The 16,771-nt window shown below is 66.2% G+C and carries 17 protein-coding genes; 11 read left to right on the top strand and 6 right to left on the bottom strand.

All coding sequences use genetic code 11. The annotated features are described in order from the left end of the window. Window positions 1-269 precede the first annotated feature (269 nt). From rpmH to FKV23_RS17045, 5 genes are all read left to right on the top strand, one after another. Window positions 270-410 (top strand): 50S ribosomal protein L34, encoded by a 141-nt coding sequence (gene rpmH / locus FKV23_RS17065; protein ID WP_027070414.1) that lies wholly within the window; start codon window positions 270-272, stop codon window positions 408-410. A 74-nt stretch (window positions 411-484) separates the two neighbouring features. Beyond that, window positions 485-937, top strand: coding sequence for a ribonuclease P protein component (gene rnpA, locus FKV23_RS17060; RefSeq protein WP_141624944.1), 453 nt, complete (start codon window positions 485-487; stop codon window positions 935-937). A gap of 81 nt (window positions 938-1,018) precedes the next feature. Continuing rightward, window positions 1,019-2,743 carry a membrane protein insertase YidC gene (gene yidC / locus FKV23_RS17055; protein WP_141624943.1) on the top strand — a complete coding sequence of 575 codons (1,725 nt, stop codon included), beginning with the start codon at window positions 1,019-1,021 and terminating at the stop codon, window positions 2,741-2,743. A 295-nt stretch (window positions 2,744-3,038) separates the two neighbouring features. Next, complete coding sequence (mnmE, locus tag FKV23_RS17050; protein WP_141624942.1) at window positions 3,039-4,394, top strand: tRNA uridine-5-carboxymethylaminomethyl(34) synthesis GTPase MnmE; 1,356 nt, start codon at window positions 3,039-3,041, stop codon at window positions 4,392-4,394. A gap of 130 nt (window positions 4,395-4,524) precedes the next feature. Beyond that, entirely contained in the window at window positions 4,525-5,904 is a 1,380-nt protein-coding gene (locus tag FKV23_RS17045; protein WP_341867569.1) for an energy transducer TonB, read from the top strand. A 54-nt stretch (window positions 5,905-5,958) separates the two neighbouring features. Here the strand turns inward: FKV23_RS17045 and FKV23_RS17040 are convergent, their stop codons facing one another. From FKV23_RS17040 to FKV23_RS17015, 6 genes are all read right to left on the bottom strand, one after another. Continuing rightward, complete coding sequence (locus FKV23_RS17040) at window positions 5,959-7,176, bottom strand: ABC transporter permease (protein ID WP_141624940.1); 1,218 nt, start codon at window positions 7,174-7,176, stop codon at window positions 5,959-5,961. Beyond that, window positions 7,173-7,919 carry an ABC transporter ATP-binding protein gene (locus FKV23_RS17035; protein ID WP_141624939.1) on the bottom strand — a complete coding sequence of 249 codons (747 nt, stop codon included), beginning with the start codon at window positions 7,917-7,919 and terminating at the stop codon, window positions 7,173-7,175. The genes FKV23_RS17040 and FKV23_RS17035 overlap by 4 nt, the downstream gene beginning before the upstream one ends. A gap of 52 nt (window positions 7,920-7,971) precedes the next feature. Further along, window positions 7,972-9,501, bottom strand: a complete 1,530-nt coding sequence (locus FKV23_RS17030; RefSeq protein ID WP_141624938.1) for an alpha/beta hydrolase — start codon at window positions 9,499-9,501, stop codon at window positions 7,972-7,974. Beyond that, on the bottom strand, window positions 9,498-9,698 hold the full coding sequence (locus FKV23_RS17025; protein ID WP_141624937.1) for a helix-turn-helix transcriptional regulator: 201 nt from the start codon (window positions 9,696-9,698) through the stop codon (window positions 9,498-9,500). Before FKV23_RS17025 ends, FKV23_RS17030 begins: the two co-directional genes overlap by 4 nt. Then, entirely contained in the window at window positions 9,695-10,090 is a 396-nt protein-coding gene (locus FKV23_RS17020) for a hypothetical protein (RefSeq protein WP_141624936.1), read from the bottom strand. Before FKV23_RS17020 ends, FKV23_RS17025 begins: the two co-directional genes overlap by 4 nt. 97 nt (window positions 10,091-10,187) lie before the next feature. Then, the gene (locus FKV23_RS17015; RefSeq protein WP_141624935.1) at window positions 10,188-11,045 is read right to left on the bottom strand and encodes a ferredoxin--NADP reductase; all 858 of its coding nucleotides are present in this window, start codon (window positions 11,043-11,045) and stop codon (window positions 10,188-10,190) included. A 72-nt stretch (window positions 11,046-11,117) separates the two neighbouring features. Between FKV23_RS17015 and FKV23_RS17010 the strand changes: the two genes are divergently transcribed. From FKV23_RS17010 to FKV23_RS16985, 6 genes are all read left to right on the top strand, one after another. Beyond that, on the top strand, window positions 11,118-12,125 hold the full coding sequence (locus FKV23_RS17010; protein WP_141624934.1) for an ABC transporter ATP-binding protein: 1,008 nt from the start codon (window positions 11,118-11,120) through the stop codon (window positions 12,123-12,125). Then, on the top strand, window positions 12,122-12,931 hold the full coding sequence (locus tag FKV23_RS17005; RefSeq protein ID WP_141624933.1) for an ABC transporter permease: 810 nt from the start codon (window positions 12,122-12,124) through the stop codon (window positions 12,929-12,931). Before FKV23_RS17010 ends, FKV23_RS17005 begins: the two co-directional genes overlap by 4 nt. A gap of 371 nt (window positions 12,932-13,302) precedes the next feature. Continuing rightward, window positions 13,303-14,310 (top strand): OmpA family protein, encoded by a 1,008-nt coding sequence (locus tag FKV23_RS17000; RefSeq protein WP_244244043.1) that lies wholly within the window; start codon window positions 13,303-13,305, stop codon window positions 14,308-14,310. A gap of 390 nt (window positions 14,311-14,700) precedes the next feature. Then, window positions 14,701-15,636: an OmpA family protein gene (locus FKV23_RS16995; protein ID WP_244244042.1), complete on the top strand. Its 936-nt coding sequence runs from the start codon at window positions 14,701-14,703 to the stop codon at window positions 15,634-15,636. A 35-nt stretch (window positions 15,637-15,671) separates the two neighbouring features. Then, window positions 15,672-16,274, top strand: a complete 603-nt coding sequence (locus tag FKV23_RS16990; protein ID WP_141624932.1) for a hypothetical protein — start codon at window positions 15,672-15,674, stop codon at window positions 16,272-16,274. A gap of 88 nt (window positions 16,275-16,362) precedes the next feature. After that, complete coding sequence (locus tag FKV23_RS16985) at window positions 16,363-16,749, top strand: hypothetical protein (protein WP_141624931.1); 387 nt, start codon at window positions 16,363-16,365, stop codon at window positions 16,747-16,749. The last annotated feature ends 22 nt before the right edge of the window (window positions 16,750-16,771 follow it).

The raw sequence follows: 16,771 nt of genomic DNA, 5'->3' as shown, positions 1-16,771 counted from the left end.
GTCAGCCAGACTATCACCGTGGCGGAGGCGGGAACAGCGCGCAAGCACTGCAACTACGCGGTTCCGCCGTTATCTGCATGTCAAGTGCCCACAGGAAGTCCACAACCCTGGCGGCGACCCATCACGCCGAGATCCGGCCCCGGGGCGCATCCGCAGGCGGGAGGCGCAGGTCTGCGTCCCGATCAATGCAGGTCAGGAGCGGCTTGACCGTGCCCGGACCGATGGTTAGACTTCGCGGTTCCCTTACGCATATAACGCAGAGCCACGTCATGGCCACCAAGCGCACCTACCAGCCCAGCAATCTCAAGCGCAAGCGCGACCACGGTTTCCGCGCGCGCATGGCCACTGCCGATGGCCGCAAGATCCTTGCGCGTCGTCGCGCCAAGGGCCGCAAGCGCCTGAGCGCCTGAGCGCTCGAGCAACAGCTGCCAGCAGCTGTGGCCGCGGTCGCCGGCACGCGTTGCCCGCACCGCCATCGACGCCGATGACGTCCCATCGCTTCCCGCGCGCCGCGCGGGTTCGCGCACGCGGGGATTTCGATCGCATCTTCAAGCACGGGCGGCGTGTCGCGCTGCCCGTGCTTGCTTTGCATTGCAGCTTCGATGACGACGACAGCGCCACCCGGGGCGTGCCTCGTCTCGGCCTGGCCGTCTCGCGCAAGGTCGATCCGCGCGCGGTCGGCCGCAACCGCATCAAGCGTGCCCTGCGCGAAGCGTTCCGCCTTCACCGCGACCGGCTGCGTGCCGGCGACTACGTCGTGGTCGCCCGCCCGGGAGCGGCCCGCCAGGACGGGAAGGCTCTGAGCGAGGCTTTCCTGCAACTGCTGCAACGGGCCGGTGCGTTGCCCCGCGCGGACGCGGACGGCACAATGCGCGCCAGCACGTCTGCCGAGACGCCCGCTCCCCGTGCCGATCTTCCTTCCGGTAGTCCGTCCTGATGGGATCGACCGGAGGCGCCGGACTGCGCCACGTCCGGCCTGACGCTTTGCGAAACCACGAATCCTGAAGAGTCCCGCTCCATGACCCAGACCCGCGTTTTCCTGATCATTGCCTGGCTGATGGTGGCGACCCTGCTGTGGATGGAGTGGGACAAGGAGCGCGCCGCGCCCGTGGCCGAGCCGACGCCGGTCGCCACCACGACCACCGACATGTCCGATGCCGGCGTGCCGGCCGTCACCGGTCCGGTCCCGACGACTGCCGCGGACGATGGCAGCGTGCCCAGCGCACCGCAGCCGGGCGCCACCCCGGATACGCCCACGGCCCCGATCGCATCCGGTGCCGAGGCGGTGACCGTCACCACCGACGTGTTCAAGATCGTGCTCGATGGCGGCCAGCTGCGCCAGGCCGATCTGCTCGGCTACGCCACCACCACCGACGACAACAGCCCGCCGGTGCGACTCTTCACGCTCGACCCGATCGGCTATTTCGTCGCCCAGAGCGGCTGGACCAGCAGCGATCGCACCGCACCTACCCATGCCTCGGGCTTCCAGCCTGTCGGGGACGCGCGCAACTACGTGCTGGCCGAAGCAAGCGACAGCGTGGTCGTGCCGTTCCTGTGGACCGGGCCGGACGGGGTCAGCATCCGCCGCGAGTACACCTTCCGCCGCGGCGACTACGTGGTCGGCGTGCGCGACGAAGTCGTCAACCGTGGCGATGCGCCCTGGCAGGGTTTCGTCTACCGGCAATTGAGCCGGGTGCCGGTGGCGGTCAAGGGCTCCGGCCCGATGAATGCGGAAAGCTTCAGCTTCCAGGGTGCGGTCTGGTACAGCGCGATCGACAAGTTCGAGCGCCGCAAGTACGACGATTTCGTCGACGATGGTCCGCTCAACAAGCGCGTGACCGGCGGCTGGATCGGCATGCTGCAGCACCACTTCTTCGCCGCCTGGATTCCGGGCGAGGCCGACGAGAGCACCTACTCGCTGGCGACCCTGTCCGCCAATGGCGGCACCCAGTACCTGATCCGCGAGGTCGGTCCGGGCGTGAACGTTGCGCCGGGCGCCACTGCCGCCACCGAGGCGCGGCTGTGGGTCGGTCCGAAGCTGGCCAAGCAGATCGAGGCGCAGGGCGTGCCGGGACTGGACCGGGCGATCGACTACAGCCGTTTCAGCATCTTTGCCGCGCTCGGCAATGCGCTGTTCTGGCTGCTCGACAAGATCCACTCGCTGGCCGGCAACTGGGGCTGGGCGATCATCGGCCTGGTGTTGCTGATCAAACTGGCGATGTACCCGCTGTCGAAGGCGCAGTACAAGTCGATGGCCAAGATGCGCAAGTTCCAGCCGCGCATCGCCGCGCTCAAGGAGCGCTACGGCGACGACCGGCAGAAGTTCCAGCAGGCGATGATGGAGCTCTACAAGAAGGAGAAGATCAATCCGGTTGGCGGCTGTCTGCCGATCCTGTTGCAGATGCCGATCTTCCTCGCTCTGTACTGGGTGCTGCTGGAGTCGGTGGAGCTGCGCCATGCGCCGTGGATCCTGTGGATCCAGGATCTGACCGCGCGCGACCCGTTCTTCATCCTGCCGGCGCTGAACATGGCGGTGATGTGGGCGACGCAGAAGCTCACGCCGATGAGCGGCATGGATCCGATGCAGCAGAAGATGATGCAGTTCATGCCGCTGGTGTTCGGCGTGATGTTCGCGTTCTTCCCGGCCGGCCTGGTGCTGTACTGGACCACCAACGGTGCGCTCGGCCTGCTGCAGCAGTGGTGGATGACGAAGAAGTACGCGGAGGCGCCGGCGAAGGCGTGAGTTGGCGGCGCGTTCGATTGAAAGCGAGGCCCGCCGGTTGGCGGGCTTTGTCTTTGATAGCACCGGGTAATCTGCGGGAGAAGCCATCGGGTGTGGCATTGCGGCACACGCCGTGAATACATCCGTGTAGGCTCTTCCGAAACATCCATGTTTCGGAAGGTCCCGCAATGCCACACCCGATGGCTTCTGGACAGGCTTCCGGCGGCTGTGGGAAAAGCAACAACCTCGTCATCTCGACTTTTCCGGGATGACGAAGCCTTCGAGGTTCCCTTCAGCGTTCTGCCACCGTCCCGCCATGCCTCTCCCCAACCGCGACACCATCGCCGCCATCGCCACCGGCCCCGCCGCGGGCGGGGTCGGCATCGTGCGTTTGTCGGGGCCGCAGGCGAAGGCGATCGGCGAGGCGGTATGCAAGCGCGCGTTGCGCCCGCGCCACGCCCATCACGCACACTTCCACGATGCCGGCGGCGCGGTGCTCGACGACGGCATCGCTTTGTATTTCGCCGCACCGGCCAGCTACACCGGCGAGGAGGTGGTCGAGTTGCAGGCGCATGGCAGTCCGGCGGTACTCAATGCGCTGGTCGAGGCCTGTGTCGTGCTCGGTGCACGGCGGGCGCGGCCGGGCGAGTTCAGTGAGCGGGCGTTCCTCGAGGGCCGCCTCGACCTGGCCCAGGCCGAGGCGGTCGCCGACCTGATCGCGGCGGCCGACCTGCAGGCGGCAAGGGCGGCGCGGCGCGCGCTCGACGGCGAGTTCTCGCGCCGGGTCGAGGCGATCGCCGCCGACCTGCTCGCCGCACGCGTGCATGTGGAAGCGGCGATCGACTTTGCCGATGAGCCGATCGATACGCTCGGTGGCGAGGCGCTGAAGCGGAAACTGGGCACGCTCGCCGACGACCTCGACACCTTGCTGCGCGCGGCCGATCGCGGTCGCCGCCTGCGCGACGGTCTGCATGCGGTGATCGTCGGCCCGCCCAACGCCGGCAAGAGTTCGCTGCTCAATGCGCTGGCTGGCAGCGATCGCGCGATCGTCACCGACATCGCCGGCACCACCCGCGACCTGCTGCACGAAACCATCCGGGTCGACGGGGTCGAGCTGACCCTGGTCGATACCGCCGGCCTGCGCGAAGGCGGCGATGCGATCGAGCGCGAGGGCATGCGCCGGGCCGCCGGCGAGCTGCAGCAGGCCGACCTGGCCATCATCGTGCTCGACGCGCGCGATCCGGACCGTGGACGCACGGCCATCGCCGATGCGATTGCCCGGGTGCCGCGGCGGTTGTGGCTGCACAACAAGGCGGATCTGCTGGCGGCGCCCGGGGAATGGTCACCGGCGAGCGGCGAAGAGGTGCTGCATGTGTCCGCGCATACCGGAGCGGGGCTGGAGGCCTTGCATGCGCGTCTGCGAGAACTGGCCCAAGGCCATGCCGGCAGCGACGGGGCGGGCGCCTTCACTGCCCGCAGGCGGCATGTCGAGGCGCTGCATGCCGCAGCGACCGAACTGGCCGAGGCCCGCGCCCAGCTCGACCATGACGTGCTTGAACTGACCGCCGAGGCCCTGCGCCAGGCCCATGACCGCCTTGGTGAGATTACCGGCCGCGTGCATGCCGACGACCTGCTGGGCCATATCTTCTCCAGCTTCTGCATCGGCAAGTGAGGGGGGCGGGCATGGATGCGTACCCGGGCGAATTGTGCTTTGGATCCACTTTTCTGCTTGACAAAGGCACTGTGAAGAGGCGATGAAGGGCGTTGCTCGCATGAGCTCGAATCAGGGGAGAGTTTCACCAATGACGTCATACCGAATGCATGATCGGGTCACGGCCGGCTGCGCGGCGGCGGGCCGGGTGGTCCTGCTCGTCGCCCTGGGCCTGGCCCTGGTCGCCTGTGGCCAGGATGCGCCGGCACCGGCCACTCCGGCCCAGGCCCCGGAACCGGAGGTGGCCGAAACGCCGGCCGAAACGGCCGAAACCGACGAGGGGGAGACGCCCGATCGGCTGTCGACGCTGGACGCCGGCGAGCTGCGCGAGGCCGCGCGCCAGGCCTACGCGGAGAACCGCCTGTACGCCCCCACCGGCAACAACGCGGTCGAGTACTACCTGGCGCTGCGTGAGAAGGCTCCGGCCGATGCGGCGGTGTCCAGCGCGTTGACCGATCTGCTGCCGATGACCGTCATCGCGATCGAACAGAGCGTGCAGCGCGAAGACTTCGACGAAGCGCTGCGGCTGACCCGGCTGCTCGCGCGTGCGGATCCGCAGCATCCGGCCCTGGCCCGGCTCAATGACAGCATCGAAGCCCAGCAAACCGCTTCAGCCCGTCGTGTCGAACAGGAACGGATCGGCGCCGAAGAGCGTGCGCGCCGGCAGGAAGAACTGGAGCGCCAGCGGCTGACCGAACAGCAGGCCCAGCAGCAGCAGGCCGCGCGTGAACTCGCCGCCCAGCAGGAAGCCGCGCGCCAGCAGGCCGAGCAAGAGGAAGCCGAACGCATTGCCGCCGAACGCCGCGCCGCGGAACAGCGCGCTGCCGACCAGCGTGCAGCGCAGCAGCGAGCCGCCGAGCCGGTCCGGGCGACTGCCGCCGATCTGCGGCCGCTGTCGACGCCGGCGCCGCGCTATCCGCCGGAGGCTTTGCGTGCGGGCACGTCCGGCGAAGTCCAGATCGAATTCACCGTCGGCACCGACGGTTCGGTCACCAGTGCTCGTGTGGTCCGCTCCAGTCCCCCGCGGGTGTTCGACCGCGAGGCGGTCGCCGCGGTCCGCAACTGGCGTTTCCAGCCGCTCGCCAATCCGGTCACCACCCGCCGCACCATCGGCTTCAGCCCGGGGGGTGAGGCCAGCTTCATTGGCGCATGCGCCAATGAAGCTCCCAAAGTGCGCACCGCAAACTTTGGGCCCCAGGCCATGCTTCCGATCCTCCGCCCGCGCCTGGGGCGCGAGCCGCCCCCGTTACCAAGGGGGCCAGAGCACCTGGTCTGTTGGATGATCGAGGCGCCGGGGGCGAAGGCCCTTGGATGCGAATGTCCCCCGGCACCGGCCAGGGGACATTCGCCGTCAAGGCTGGCAGGCCGCGTCGGAACAGCCAGACAGCGGCGAGAACCGGTATCAAACGCAAGCCAGCGCCACGCCTTCGCTGAGGAAGAGTTCCCGCTCAGGTGGAAGAAGAACAAATGAGAAGCCCGGCGTTCGCCGGGCTTCTCATTTCAATTCAATGCACTCGATTCCGGATCACTCGGAGATCGCCAGCTTCTCCTGGTTGTACCGGTGCACCGCCGCCAGCCACAACACCGCCGCCAGCCCGAGCGCGGCGGACAGGTAGACCGCCCATGCCTGCGGGCCGATCCATTCGCCGCGGATCACCTTCAGCAACATCTGGTTCTGGGCCAGGAAGGGCACCGCGTACTGCCACAATTGCGATTTGATCGGATTCACCATCAGGATGAAGGTCGGCACCATCGGCAGCAGCATCAGCCAACTCATGTGGCTCTGCGCCTCCTTGGTGCTCTTGGCCGAGCCGGCCAGGAAGGTCAGCAGCGAATTGCCCAGCAGCATCATCGGCAACAGGATGAACAGCATCCGCGCGATCGACTCGAAGCTGACATCGAGCAGCTTCGCCGCCCTGATGTCGATCAGGGTCGCGCCCTTGAACGCGAGCAGGCTCAGCAACAGCGAGATCAGCCCCAACACACAGGCAGCGGTGATCTTGCCGCTGACCGTCGCGCTGCGCGGTGCCGGCGTGGCCAGCAACGGCTCCAGCGATTGCCGCTCGCGCTCGCCGGCGGTGGCGTCGATGATCAGGGCCGCGCCACCGATGAACGAGGTCAGGATCAGGAAGTACGGCAACAGCACCGCCAGCATCTGGCCCTGCTTGGCAGCGACGCTGGCCAGGTCGCGCTCGCCCACGGCGATGGGTTGGATCACAACCGGGTCGATGCCGCGCACCATCAACCGCAGATTGCCCACCTGGCGGCGGTAGCCCTCCAGCGCGATCTGCAGCCGCCGCACCGGCAGTTCGGCGTAACGGCGGGTGCTGTCGTAGACCACCTCGATGGAGGCCGAGCGCCCGGCATGCCAGTCTTCGCCGAAATCCTCGCTCAGTACCAGGCCGACGTCGACCACCTGGCCGATGATCGACGCTTCCAGGTTGTCGGGTGCAGGGACCACCTCGATGCTTTGGCTGGCAAGCCAGGCGACCAGGTTGGGTGCTCGCTCGCTACCGACCATGGGTACTTTCAGCACGCCTTCGAGCTGGGTCCGGGCACGTTGTTCGCTCAGCGCTCCCATGCCGAGCATCATTGCCGGGAACAGCACCGGCCCGAGCAGCAGGACCAGGGCCAGGGTGCGGCGATCGCGGGAGATGTCGAGCAGTTCCTTGCGCACCACGGTGAGCAGCGAGGCGAAGAAGCCGATCCGACGTGGCGATTTGCCTTTGAATGCGGTGTTCATGCGTGCAGGCCCTCCGACGAACCGATCGCCTTGACGAAGGCGTCCTCCAGATTGGTTTCGGCATAGCGCTGGCGCAGTTCGTCGGCGCTGCCGGCGGCGACCACCCGACCCTTGGCGATGATGACGATGCGGTCACACAGTGCCGCCACCTCCTGCATGATGTGACTGGAAAAGATCACGCAGCGGCCCTCCGCGCGCAGGCGGCGCAGGAATTCGCGCATTGCCCGCGTCGTCATCACATCCAGACCGTTGGTGGGTTCGTCGAGGATGACGTTCTTCGGGTCGTGTACGAGTGCGCGGGCGATCGCGGTCTTGGTCCGCTGGCCCTGGCTGAAGCCCTCGGTGCGGCGGTCCAGGATGTCCGCCATGTCGAGCGCATCGGACAATGCCGCGGTGCGCTGGGCAATGTCCGTCCTGTCCATGCCATGCAGCCTGCCGAAGTAGGCGATGTTCTCGCGCGCGGTCAGGCGTTTGTAGACGCCGCGCGCGTCCGGCAGCACGCCGAGCGCGCGCCGCACCGCAGCCGGGTCGTGAGCGGCATCGATGCCGTCGACGTGGATGTCGCCGCGGTCGGGCGCCATCAACGTGTAGAGCATGCGCAGGGTGGTGGTCTTGCCGGCGCCGTTGGGGCCAAGCAGGCCGGTGATCTGGCCGTCGTGGGCCTTGAAGCTGACGCCTTCGACCGCGGTGACCGTGCCGGTCCGGGTCTTGAACGCCTTGTGCAGGTCGTTTGCGATGATCATTGGAGATTCCGTGAGTGGGGAGCAGTGGCGCGTACCGGTTGGTGTGTCGCGCTCAGGGCTCCCAGCCGTTGTAGCCGGTGAACGGCGGAACGTAGTCGAGGGCGTCCAGACACTTGGCGTCGAGTGCCTGCGGGTCGGCCGACTCGATGAACTGTGCGATCAGGCGCGGCATGCAGCCCACGCCCATCACCCCATGGCCTTGTCCGCGCAGAGAGAAGTGGCGCGCATTGGGCAGATCGCCGGCCACTTCGTCGCCGTACTCGGGCGGCGTCACCGGATCCAGTTCGCCGGACAGCAGCAGGACCGGCAGTTCACCTTTGAACGGTGCGTTGAAATCGGTCGGGACGTCGCCGGTCGGCCAGAAGTCGCAGCCGGTGAAGAAACGCGAGCCCTGTTCGGTGCCCATCAGGGTGCCGGCATCGGCTGGGTCGGGTTCGTAGCGACGCGCGTCCTCCGCGCACACCACCGAGCGCTGCATGCCGAGGTTCATCATGTCCTCCATCTGCCCGCTCCAGAGCTGGGCGATCGACATCATCGGCTCGTAGTGGCCCTGCTCGGCCTCGCTAATGACCAGCGGCAGTACCGCGCCCAGTTGCGGCACATAGGACACGCCATGCACCAGGCCGATCAGGGTGTCCGCGGTCAACTGGTCCTGTCCCGGTGCGAAGGTGGTCGGATGGCGGTAGCTGACCTCCACCGGCTGTTCGGCGAGCCGCGACTGCAATGCGCGGATGCGCGAGATCAGGTCCTCGCCGAAGCGGGCCTTGCAGGCCGGCGTCCCGGCGCATTGCGCATCCTGCCGTTGCAGGCTGCGATCGAGCATGCGCGCGAACTCGCCGCCGACCACCAGCCGGTTCGGGACGACGCCATCGAGTACCACGCTGCGGGTGTGTTGCGGGTAGCGCGCGGCGTACTGCTGAGTGACCCGGGTGCCATAGGAGCCGCCGACCAGATTGATGCGTTCCACGCCCATCGCCGCGCGCACCGCGTCGAGGTCGGCCAGGGCGTGGCCGGTGGTGTAGAAGCGCGGGTCGGCGCGGCCTTCCAGCGATTCCAGGCACTGGCGGAAGTAATCTCCGGCGGCTTCGGGATCGGCCATCCGTTCCGGTTCCAGCTGCAGTGGCCGTCCGTCCGGGGCGCGGCAATCGAGCGGGTTGGACTGTCCGGTGCCGCGCTGGTCGACCAGGATGATCGCGCGCTGCTTGCGCACGTCCCTGAGGGCGCGGTCGACCATAGGCGCCACGGCGGTTGCCGCCTGGCCCGGCCCGCCGGCGAGGAAGAACACCGGGTCGGCGGCGCCGGCACCGCGTTCGGCTTCAAGCCAGGCGATGTTGAGCTCGATCCGGCGGCCTTCAGGCCGAGCCGGATCCTCGGCGACCTCGAAGCGGCCGCACTGGGCGCCGACCGTCGGCATGCCGCGTTCGCCGCCGAGCACGCAGGGCTTGAACGCGATTTCGCCGTACTGATGTACGGAAGTGTCGATCCGGGTCGCCACCGCGGCCGGATCCTCCGGCTGGCAGCCGACAGCAAGCAGCGCGGCCGCGAGCGTGAGCAGTGGAATGAACCGCAGTGGTGGAGTCATGCGTCCCCCTCGGGAAAGAAAATCGATTCGATGGTGGCGTTGAACAAGGCGGCGATCCGGAACGCCAGCGGCAGGCTGGGATCGTACTTGCCGGTTTCGATCGCGTTGATCGTCTGCCGTGAAACTTCCAGACGTTCGCCAAGCTGCGCTTGTGACCAGCCGCGTGCCTCGCGCAGTTCGCGGACGCGGCTTCTCACTGGTAGCGCCGCGAGGTGACGGCTGCAAACACGCCGTAGAGGAGTGCGTACAGCGGAAGGATCCAGATCAGCACGGTGGCGCCATCGAGCGGCTGCAACACGGCGCGGCCCAGCAGGCCGAGCGAGAAGGCGCCCAGAGTCAGTACCAGCGATGCCAGGGCAAAGGCCTCCAGCTGGATCCGCCGTTGCAGTTCATCGCTGTCGCGTACGAACCGCAGCAGGGCGCGGGCGGCAAAGCCGATCGGGATCACCGGCAGCAGCGCGATCGCGGCACGCGCCAGGGGGGAATCGACGGCCCTGAGGGCATGGACCGAAGCCAGCAGCACGACCACATAGCCCGTCATCGCGGGGATGAATTCACGCAGGTAGCGGCGGGAAACGGCAGCGGTCATGGCGGACCCTTTGTGTCAAGGAGGCTTGACACAAGCATCCCTCTGTGTGGGCGCCATGTCAAGCATGCTTGACATAATGGCCCGCCCGCCCGGCGCGTTACTTGCTGCTGACGTACTTCTCGCGGCGAATCTGCTTCACTTCCAGCGCGCATGCTTTCAGCGCCTCGAAGCAGGCATCGACCATGTTCGGGTTGCCGCACAGGTAGGCGATGTCATGGCTGGCATCCGGTGCGACCTCGTCGAGGAACTGCTGCACGTAGCCGTGGCGGACGTCGGCGTGCGCGTGCGGGGACCCGGCGTCCGGCAGCTCGCGCGAGAAGCAGGGCATGAAGCGGAAGTGGTCCGGATGCTTGTCGGCGAAGGCGCGGAATTCATCCCCATAAAGCAGCTCCGCCGGAGTCCGTGCGCCGAACAGCAGGACCACCTGCACGCCGCGCTCGCGGATTGCCGCTTCAAGTTGCGGCAGCATCGAGCGGTACGGGGTCACGCCGGTGCCGGTGGCGATCAACAGATAGCGCGCGTTGGCATCGCCCGGCATCAGGCAGAAGCGGCCGAACGGACCGCTGGCGTCGACCGTGCCGCCGACCTCCAGGCCCTCGAACAGCGCCGTCGCCGCGCCGCCGGGGACGTAGCTGACCGCGATCTCGACCGCCTCGCCCGGACCCATCGCGTGATCGTGGATGGTCGCCAGCGAATAGCTGCGCTTGGTCGCGGTGCCGTCGGCGTACTCGAAGTGGACCTGGATGAACTGGCCGGGGATGAAGTCGAGTGGCAGGCCGTCGTCGCGGACGAAGCTGTAGTGGCCGATGGCCGGGGCCAGCATGCGGCGGGAGATGAGCTTGAGCGGGAAATGCTGGATGGCCACGTGGTCGGTCGGTCCTGTGTGTCGCTCGGGCAGGGCGACAGCATATGCGTCGGCGGAGTGCGCCGGGCGGAACACTGTAGCCCGGGGCATGGACGGTCGGCCGCCTATAATAACGGCTATCGCCGCGGTGCCCGCGGCCCAGGCCTGGCCATGACTCCCACCATGAACGAGCAATCCGCCGCCGTTGCGGCACCTGCGCTGTCGGTCCCCGCCCTCAGCGTGAGTGGTCTGCGCAAGACCTACGACAACCGGGTCGAGGCGCTCAAGGGCGTTTCGCTCGACGTCGCCCAGGGCGACTTCTTCGCCCTGCTCGGCCCCAACGGCGCCGGCAAGAGCACCCTGATCGGCATTGTCAGTTCGCTGGTGAACCTGAGCGGGGGCGAGGTGCGCATCTTCGGCACCGACCTGGTCCGTGAGCGCGACACCGCCATGCGCCTGATCGGCCTGGTGCCGCAGGAACTCAACTTCAACATGTTCGAGAAGCCGCTCGACATCCTGGTCAACTACGCCGGCTTCTACGGCATCCCGCGTGCCGAGGCGCTGGTGCGTGCCGAGCAGGAACTGCGCCGCGCCCAGCTGTGGGACAAGGCAGCGATGATGAGCCGTACCCTGTCCGGCGGCATGAAGAGAAGACTCATGATCGCCCGCGCGATGATGACCCGGCCGCGCCTGCTGATCCTCGACGAACCGACCGCCGGCGTCGATATCGAGATCCGCCGCGGCATGTGGCAGACCCTGCGCGAGATCAACGCTGCTGGCACCACCATCATCCTGACCACGCATTACCTGGAAGAGGCCGAGAGCCTGTGCCGCAACCTCGCCATCATCGACCGCGGCAGCATCGTTGCAGCCGGTCCGATGAAGACATTGCTGGCCAAACTCGACGTCGAGGGCTTCCTGTTCGATATCGACGGCCGGCTGCCGACGGCATTGCCGGCGATCGAGGGCACGACCATCATCGCCCCCGACGACCACACCCTCGATGTCGAGATGCCGCGCTCGATGGACCTCAACCGGGTGTTCGCCGCGCTCGGCGAGGCCGGCATCCGGGTGCGATCGATGCGCACCAAGTCCAACCGCCTGGAGGAACTGTTCGTGCGCATGACCGGCGAGAACGCCATCGATGCCACCGACAGCACCACCCAGGTCGCCCCGGAGCCGACCGCATGAACACGACCGATGCCACGCACCACGAGGCGACCAGCGCCGCCCGGCGCAACTTCGTCGCCCTTGGCACCATCGTGCGCCGCGAGATCACCCGCATCCTGCGCATCTGGGGCCAGACCCTGGTGCCGCCGGCGATCACGATGACCCTGTACTTCCTGATCTTCGGCGGCCTGATCGGCTCGCGCATCGGCACCATGGACGGCATCGCCTACATGGACTTCATCGTGCCGGGCCTGGTGATGATGAGCATCATCCAGAACAGCTACGGCAACATCTCCTCGAGCTTCTTCGGCGCCAAGTTCGGCCGCCATGTCGAGGAGCTGCTGGTCAGCCCGATGCCGAACTGGGTGATCCTGACCGGCTACGTCGCCGGCGCGGTCGCGCGCGGACTCGCGGTCGGCGCGATCGTGCTGTGCATCGCCATGCTGTTCACCAAGGTGCGCATCCCGCACCCGTTCGTCACCCTGACCACGGTGATACTGGGAGCGACCATCTTCGCCCTCGCCGGCTTCGTCAACGCTGTGTACGCGAAGAAGTTCGACGACATCGCGATCGTCCCGACTTTCATCCTGACCCCGCTGACCTACCTCGGCGGCGTGTTCTATTCGGTCAAGCTGCTGCCCGGCTGGGCCGAGGCCGCGACCCACGCCAACCCGATCTTCTACATGGTCAACGCGTTCCGCTACGGCCTGCTCGGTGCGAGCGACGTACGGCTGTGGGTGGCCTACGCGCTGATGCTCGGCTTCGTGGTCGCACTGGCGGCGCTCGGCCTGTGGCTGCTGAAGCGGGGTGTAGGGCTGCGCAGCTGAGGTGCCGGTCAGGTTGATCGGGCAGGTCTGCTCTCTTCACTTCTCATTGCGGTGCCAGCGCCTGCAGGTGTTATCCCAATCACGATTCCGGGAGCAGACGCGCGATTTGTCGCAGATGCGCCGATATGATGAGCACGAATGACGCGAGCAGACCGCATTGATGGCCAAAAGCATCGGAATTTGCGCGTGGACACGAGGCGATCATTGACCGCAACAGTTTCAGCATATGCCTGCGTGCCGTGAGAGAACCGGGCAAGGCCCTGCAGGCCAGTGCGACTACCCAGGATCCCCGCAACTGAACAACTAAGGAAAGGAGCAAGATGGATATCGGGTGTTCTATCAGCATCATGCGACGTGGTGTGCTTGTGGCGATGGCCATCGGTGTACTGGTGGCCTGTGGTCGCTCGGAGCAGGCCGTCGCAACACAGGACGGAGAGCCGGTGCAGGCCGGCGAGTCCGCCCCGGCCGAAACAGCCGTCAGCCCGGCTGCAGCCCCTGGGCCTGCTCCCGAGCCGGCGAAGCCGGTCGGCTTCGACCTTGCCTCGGTGCCGGTGTCCGACCGTGCGCTTGGCGCGTTTCCGTTCATTGCGCTCCCGGAGGGCTATGAAGCGATTGACGAGCAGACCCTGAATATCGCGCGAGTGCCGTTCTGGACGGGCGACCGGCTGGAAAACGTCGAAGGAAAGGTCTACATGGCGACGATCCAGGAGCAGCAGGGCTGGACCTACTCCCACCTGGAACTTGAGCGCAATATCCAGCATGTGGTCGAGCAGGCCGGTGGCATGCTGGTAACCGACTCGAACATCGCGCCGGACGTGCTTGAGAGCGTCAGCCGTGATGTCCGCGTAAGTCTGGTCGGCGGCTGGGGCGATGTTTACAACTACCCGGTGCGGACCTACGTGATCCGCAACACCGACAAGACGGTCTGGCTGCACCTGTGCGCCGACAGTGCCGGCGCCGGCCTGATCATCGTCGAGGCCAAGGCGTTCGAGCCGACTGCCAGCTTGCTACCGGCCGATGCGCTCAAGCGAGAGATCGACGCCCATGGCAAGGTCGCCATGCAGATCCACTTCGCAGTCGACAAGGCCGACATCATGCCGGACTCGATGCCACAGATCGAGCAGGTCACCAGCCTGCTGAACAACGATCCGGTGCTGAAGCTGTCGATCAACGGCCATACCGACAATACCGGCGATGCTGCCCACAACCAGGTACTTTCCGAAGCGCGTGCCAAGTCGGTGGTCGCTGCACTGATCGCGCGCGGTATCGACGAGTCGCGCCTGCAGGCGAAGGGCCAGGGCCAGAGCGAACCGGTTGCCGACAACGCGACCGAGGCAGGGCGGGCGAAGAACCGACGGGTCGAGCTGGTCAGGATCTGATCGGCCATGTCGTGCCCACCTGTTTTCGTGCGTTGTTTCCCTTTGTCCGTTACCAAGACGTCGCCTAGCTGAATGCAATGTCGTGATGCGCGGCTACCAGGTTGCCGCATCCTAGTAGACAAGCGGTTCGCGGCTGCAAAAAACGAGGCGGCGGTCTTCGCAGCTCATATGCAAAGCTGTTAAGGTCGCCCGGTCCGATCACGGTACGGGTGTACAGAGACCCCGAAACTGGCGATTCGTTGACCTACTGCCCTCATCGGAACATGGAGTTTCCACATGTTGCAGCGCCCGCCCTTCATGAACGTCCCCGCTTCCGTCCTGGTACTGCTTGTCCTTGGGCTCGCCCTTGCCGGCTGCAGCCAACCAGTCGAGGAGCCGGAGGCACAAGCGGTGACTTCCGTCGATAGTGCGACGACTGGTGCCGATGTCGATGCTGCACCGGCCGCAGCACCGGCGGTGGACAGCGCAACGGAGTTCGATATCACCTCGGTTCCGGTGTCGCAGGCCGCGCTGGGCGAGTTCCCGTACTTCGCGCTGCCGACAGGATACGAGCCGCGGAGCTGGGAAGCCCGGGATTTCGACCGTTTTCCGTTCTGGGTCGGCGACCGCTTCGAATGGGTTGAAGGCAAGCTCTGGTCGACGTTCATCGGTGCCGTGGACGGCAAGAAGATGTCGCAGTACGAGGTCAAGCGCAATCTCGACCATGTCATTGCCGGTGCCGGTGGCACCAAGATTTTCGAAGGCCAGGTGCCGAACGCGGCAGTCGAGTCACTCGGCAGAGGCATCATGGTCGAGCACAACACCGGCCTCGGCGGCATTGCCAGCGAACCGAGTACGGTCTGGCTGCTGCGCAGGCCGGATCGCAACATCTGGGTATACCTCAATACCTACAGCGCCGGTGGCAGCCTCGCCATCGCTGAGTCTGAAGCCTTCCTTCCGACTGCCGCATTGATTCCTGCCAGCGAACTCAGGCAGAAGCTCAACGCCGATGGCCGGATCGCACTGCAGGTCAACTTCGCCATCGACAAGGCCGACATCCTGTCCGAGTCACAGCCGCAGATCGAGCAGGTGTTGCAGCTGCTGCGCGAGGATTCCACGCTGAAACTCTCGGTCAACGGCCACACCGACAGCACGGGCGATGCCAACCACAATCAGGCGTTGTCTGAAGCGCGTGCACAGGCGGTGGTCGCTGCGCTGGTTGAGCAGGGCATCGATGCCGCACGCCTGGAGGCTGCCGGCTTCGGTCAGAGCCAGCCGGTCGCCGACAACGACACCGAGGCAGGCAAGGCGCAGAACCGCCGCGTCGAACTGATGCGCCTGCCCTGAAACATGCTCTGACAAAAGGCAGGCATCCCCGTGCTATGCCACTGATCTACCGACCGGCGGCTGGAAGCGAGATTGTTGGTCCTCGTAATCGGCACCGAATCAGGACGGAGCTCGCGTTACGGTTCTGCCTTACAAAAAAAAACCAGAAAGAACACGAGGAAAACCCGATGTTGCGACACACCCTTTCCCTCGCCATCCTGATGCCTCTACTGGCAGTCGGATGCGCTGACAAACCCGGTGTTCCAGCCGAGCAGGCCGAGACAGTCGAATCGACGGCACGAGAAATTGGGTCTGCAGAAACCATGCCTGAGACGACCGAAGAGGCGACAAGCCATGCGCTGGATCCGGCTATGGAGGCCATGGTGCAGTTGGCGGCCCAGCTGAGCGCCGCCGCTGCCGTGTGCGGAAGTTCTTCCCGCGCTGAAATTGACGCCGCTGCCACCCAGTCGCGGCAAACCATGGCCGGGCGTGGTCTGAGTGGTACCGACCACGACCGCATCTACAACGCCTCGTTCAGATCGGTCGAGCGCAAGTTCGAGCAGATGTCCGCCGCCGAGCGGAAGCAAAGCTGCGACGAGTTGGAGCAGCTCGGCGAGGCAATGAAGGAAATGGCGGAGGGGCTTCCGTCAGAGCAATAGCAGCTCCATCCGGGAACATCGCTGAAGCTGGGCGCTTCCGGTTTTTGTTTACGTAATCCTGTCCACTGATCCAAGTACGGAGAATCCCATGCCCAACATGATCAAGCCATTGATGCCGGCCTGCCTCCTCGCTGCCGTGGCCATTGCATTCAGCCCTTCGTTGCACGCCCAGGGCGGGCCTGGCGACGTTGGGACGCAGGTGGCCAGGGCCGTGGGTTCGTTGCATGCCATGGCGAGGGCCTGTGGTGCGGCTACCGATCAGCAACTGGCCGGACTGAAGCAGAAACAAAAGGCCCAGCACGGCCAGTTCGGCATGGACCCGGCCACCTTCGACCCAGGCTTTGATGCCGGTGAAAAAGAAGTCGACCAAAGCATGCGGAACATGTCACCGGTGCAGAAGGTCGAGGCTTGCGCAGAAGTCAAGCAGCAATTCGAGGAGGCCGCCCGGCAACTCGGCGAGACGTACGGCCAGTGATCCCTGCCCGCGGAGTAGCGCG

The sequence above is a fragment of the Lysobacter alkalisoli genome, assembly GCF_006547045.1.
GTDB classification, from domain to species: Bacteria; Pseudomonadota; Gammaproteobacteria; order Xanthomonadales; family Xanthomonadaceae; genus Marilutibacter; species Marilutibacter alkalisoli.
Note: the sequence above shows the minus strand (reverse complement) of the source record. Positions and strands in the feature narration are given on the sequence as shown.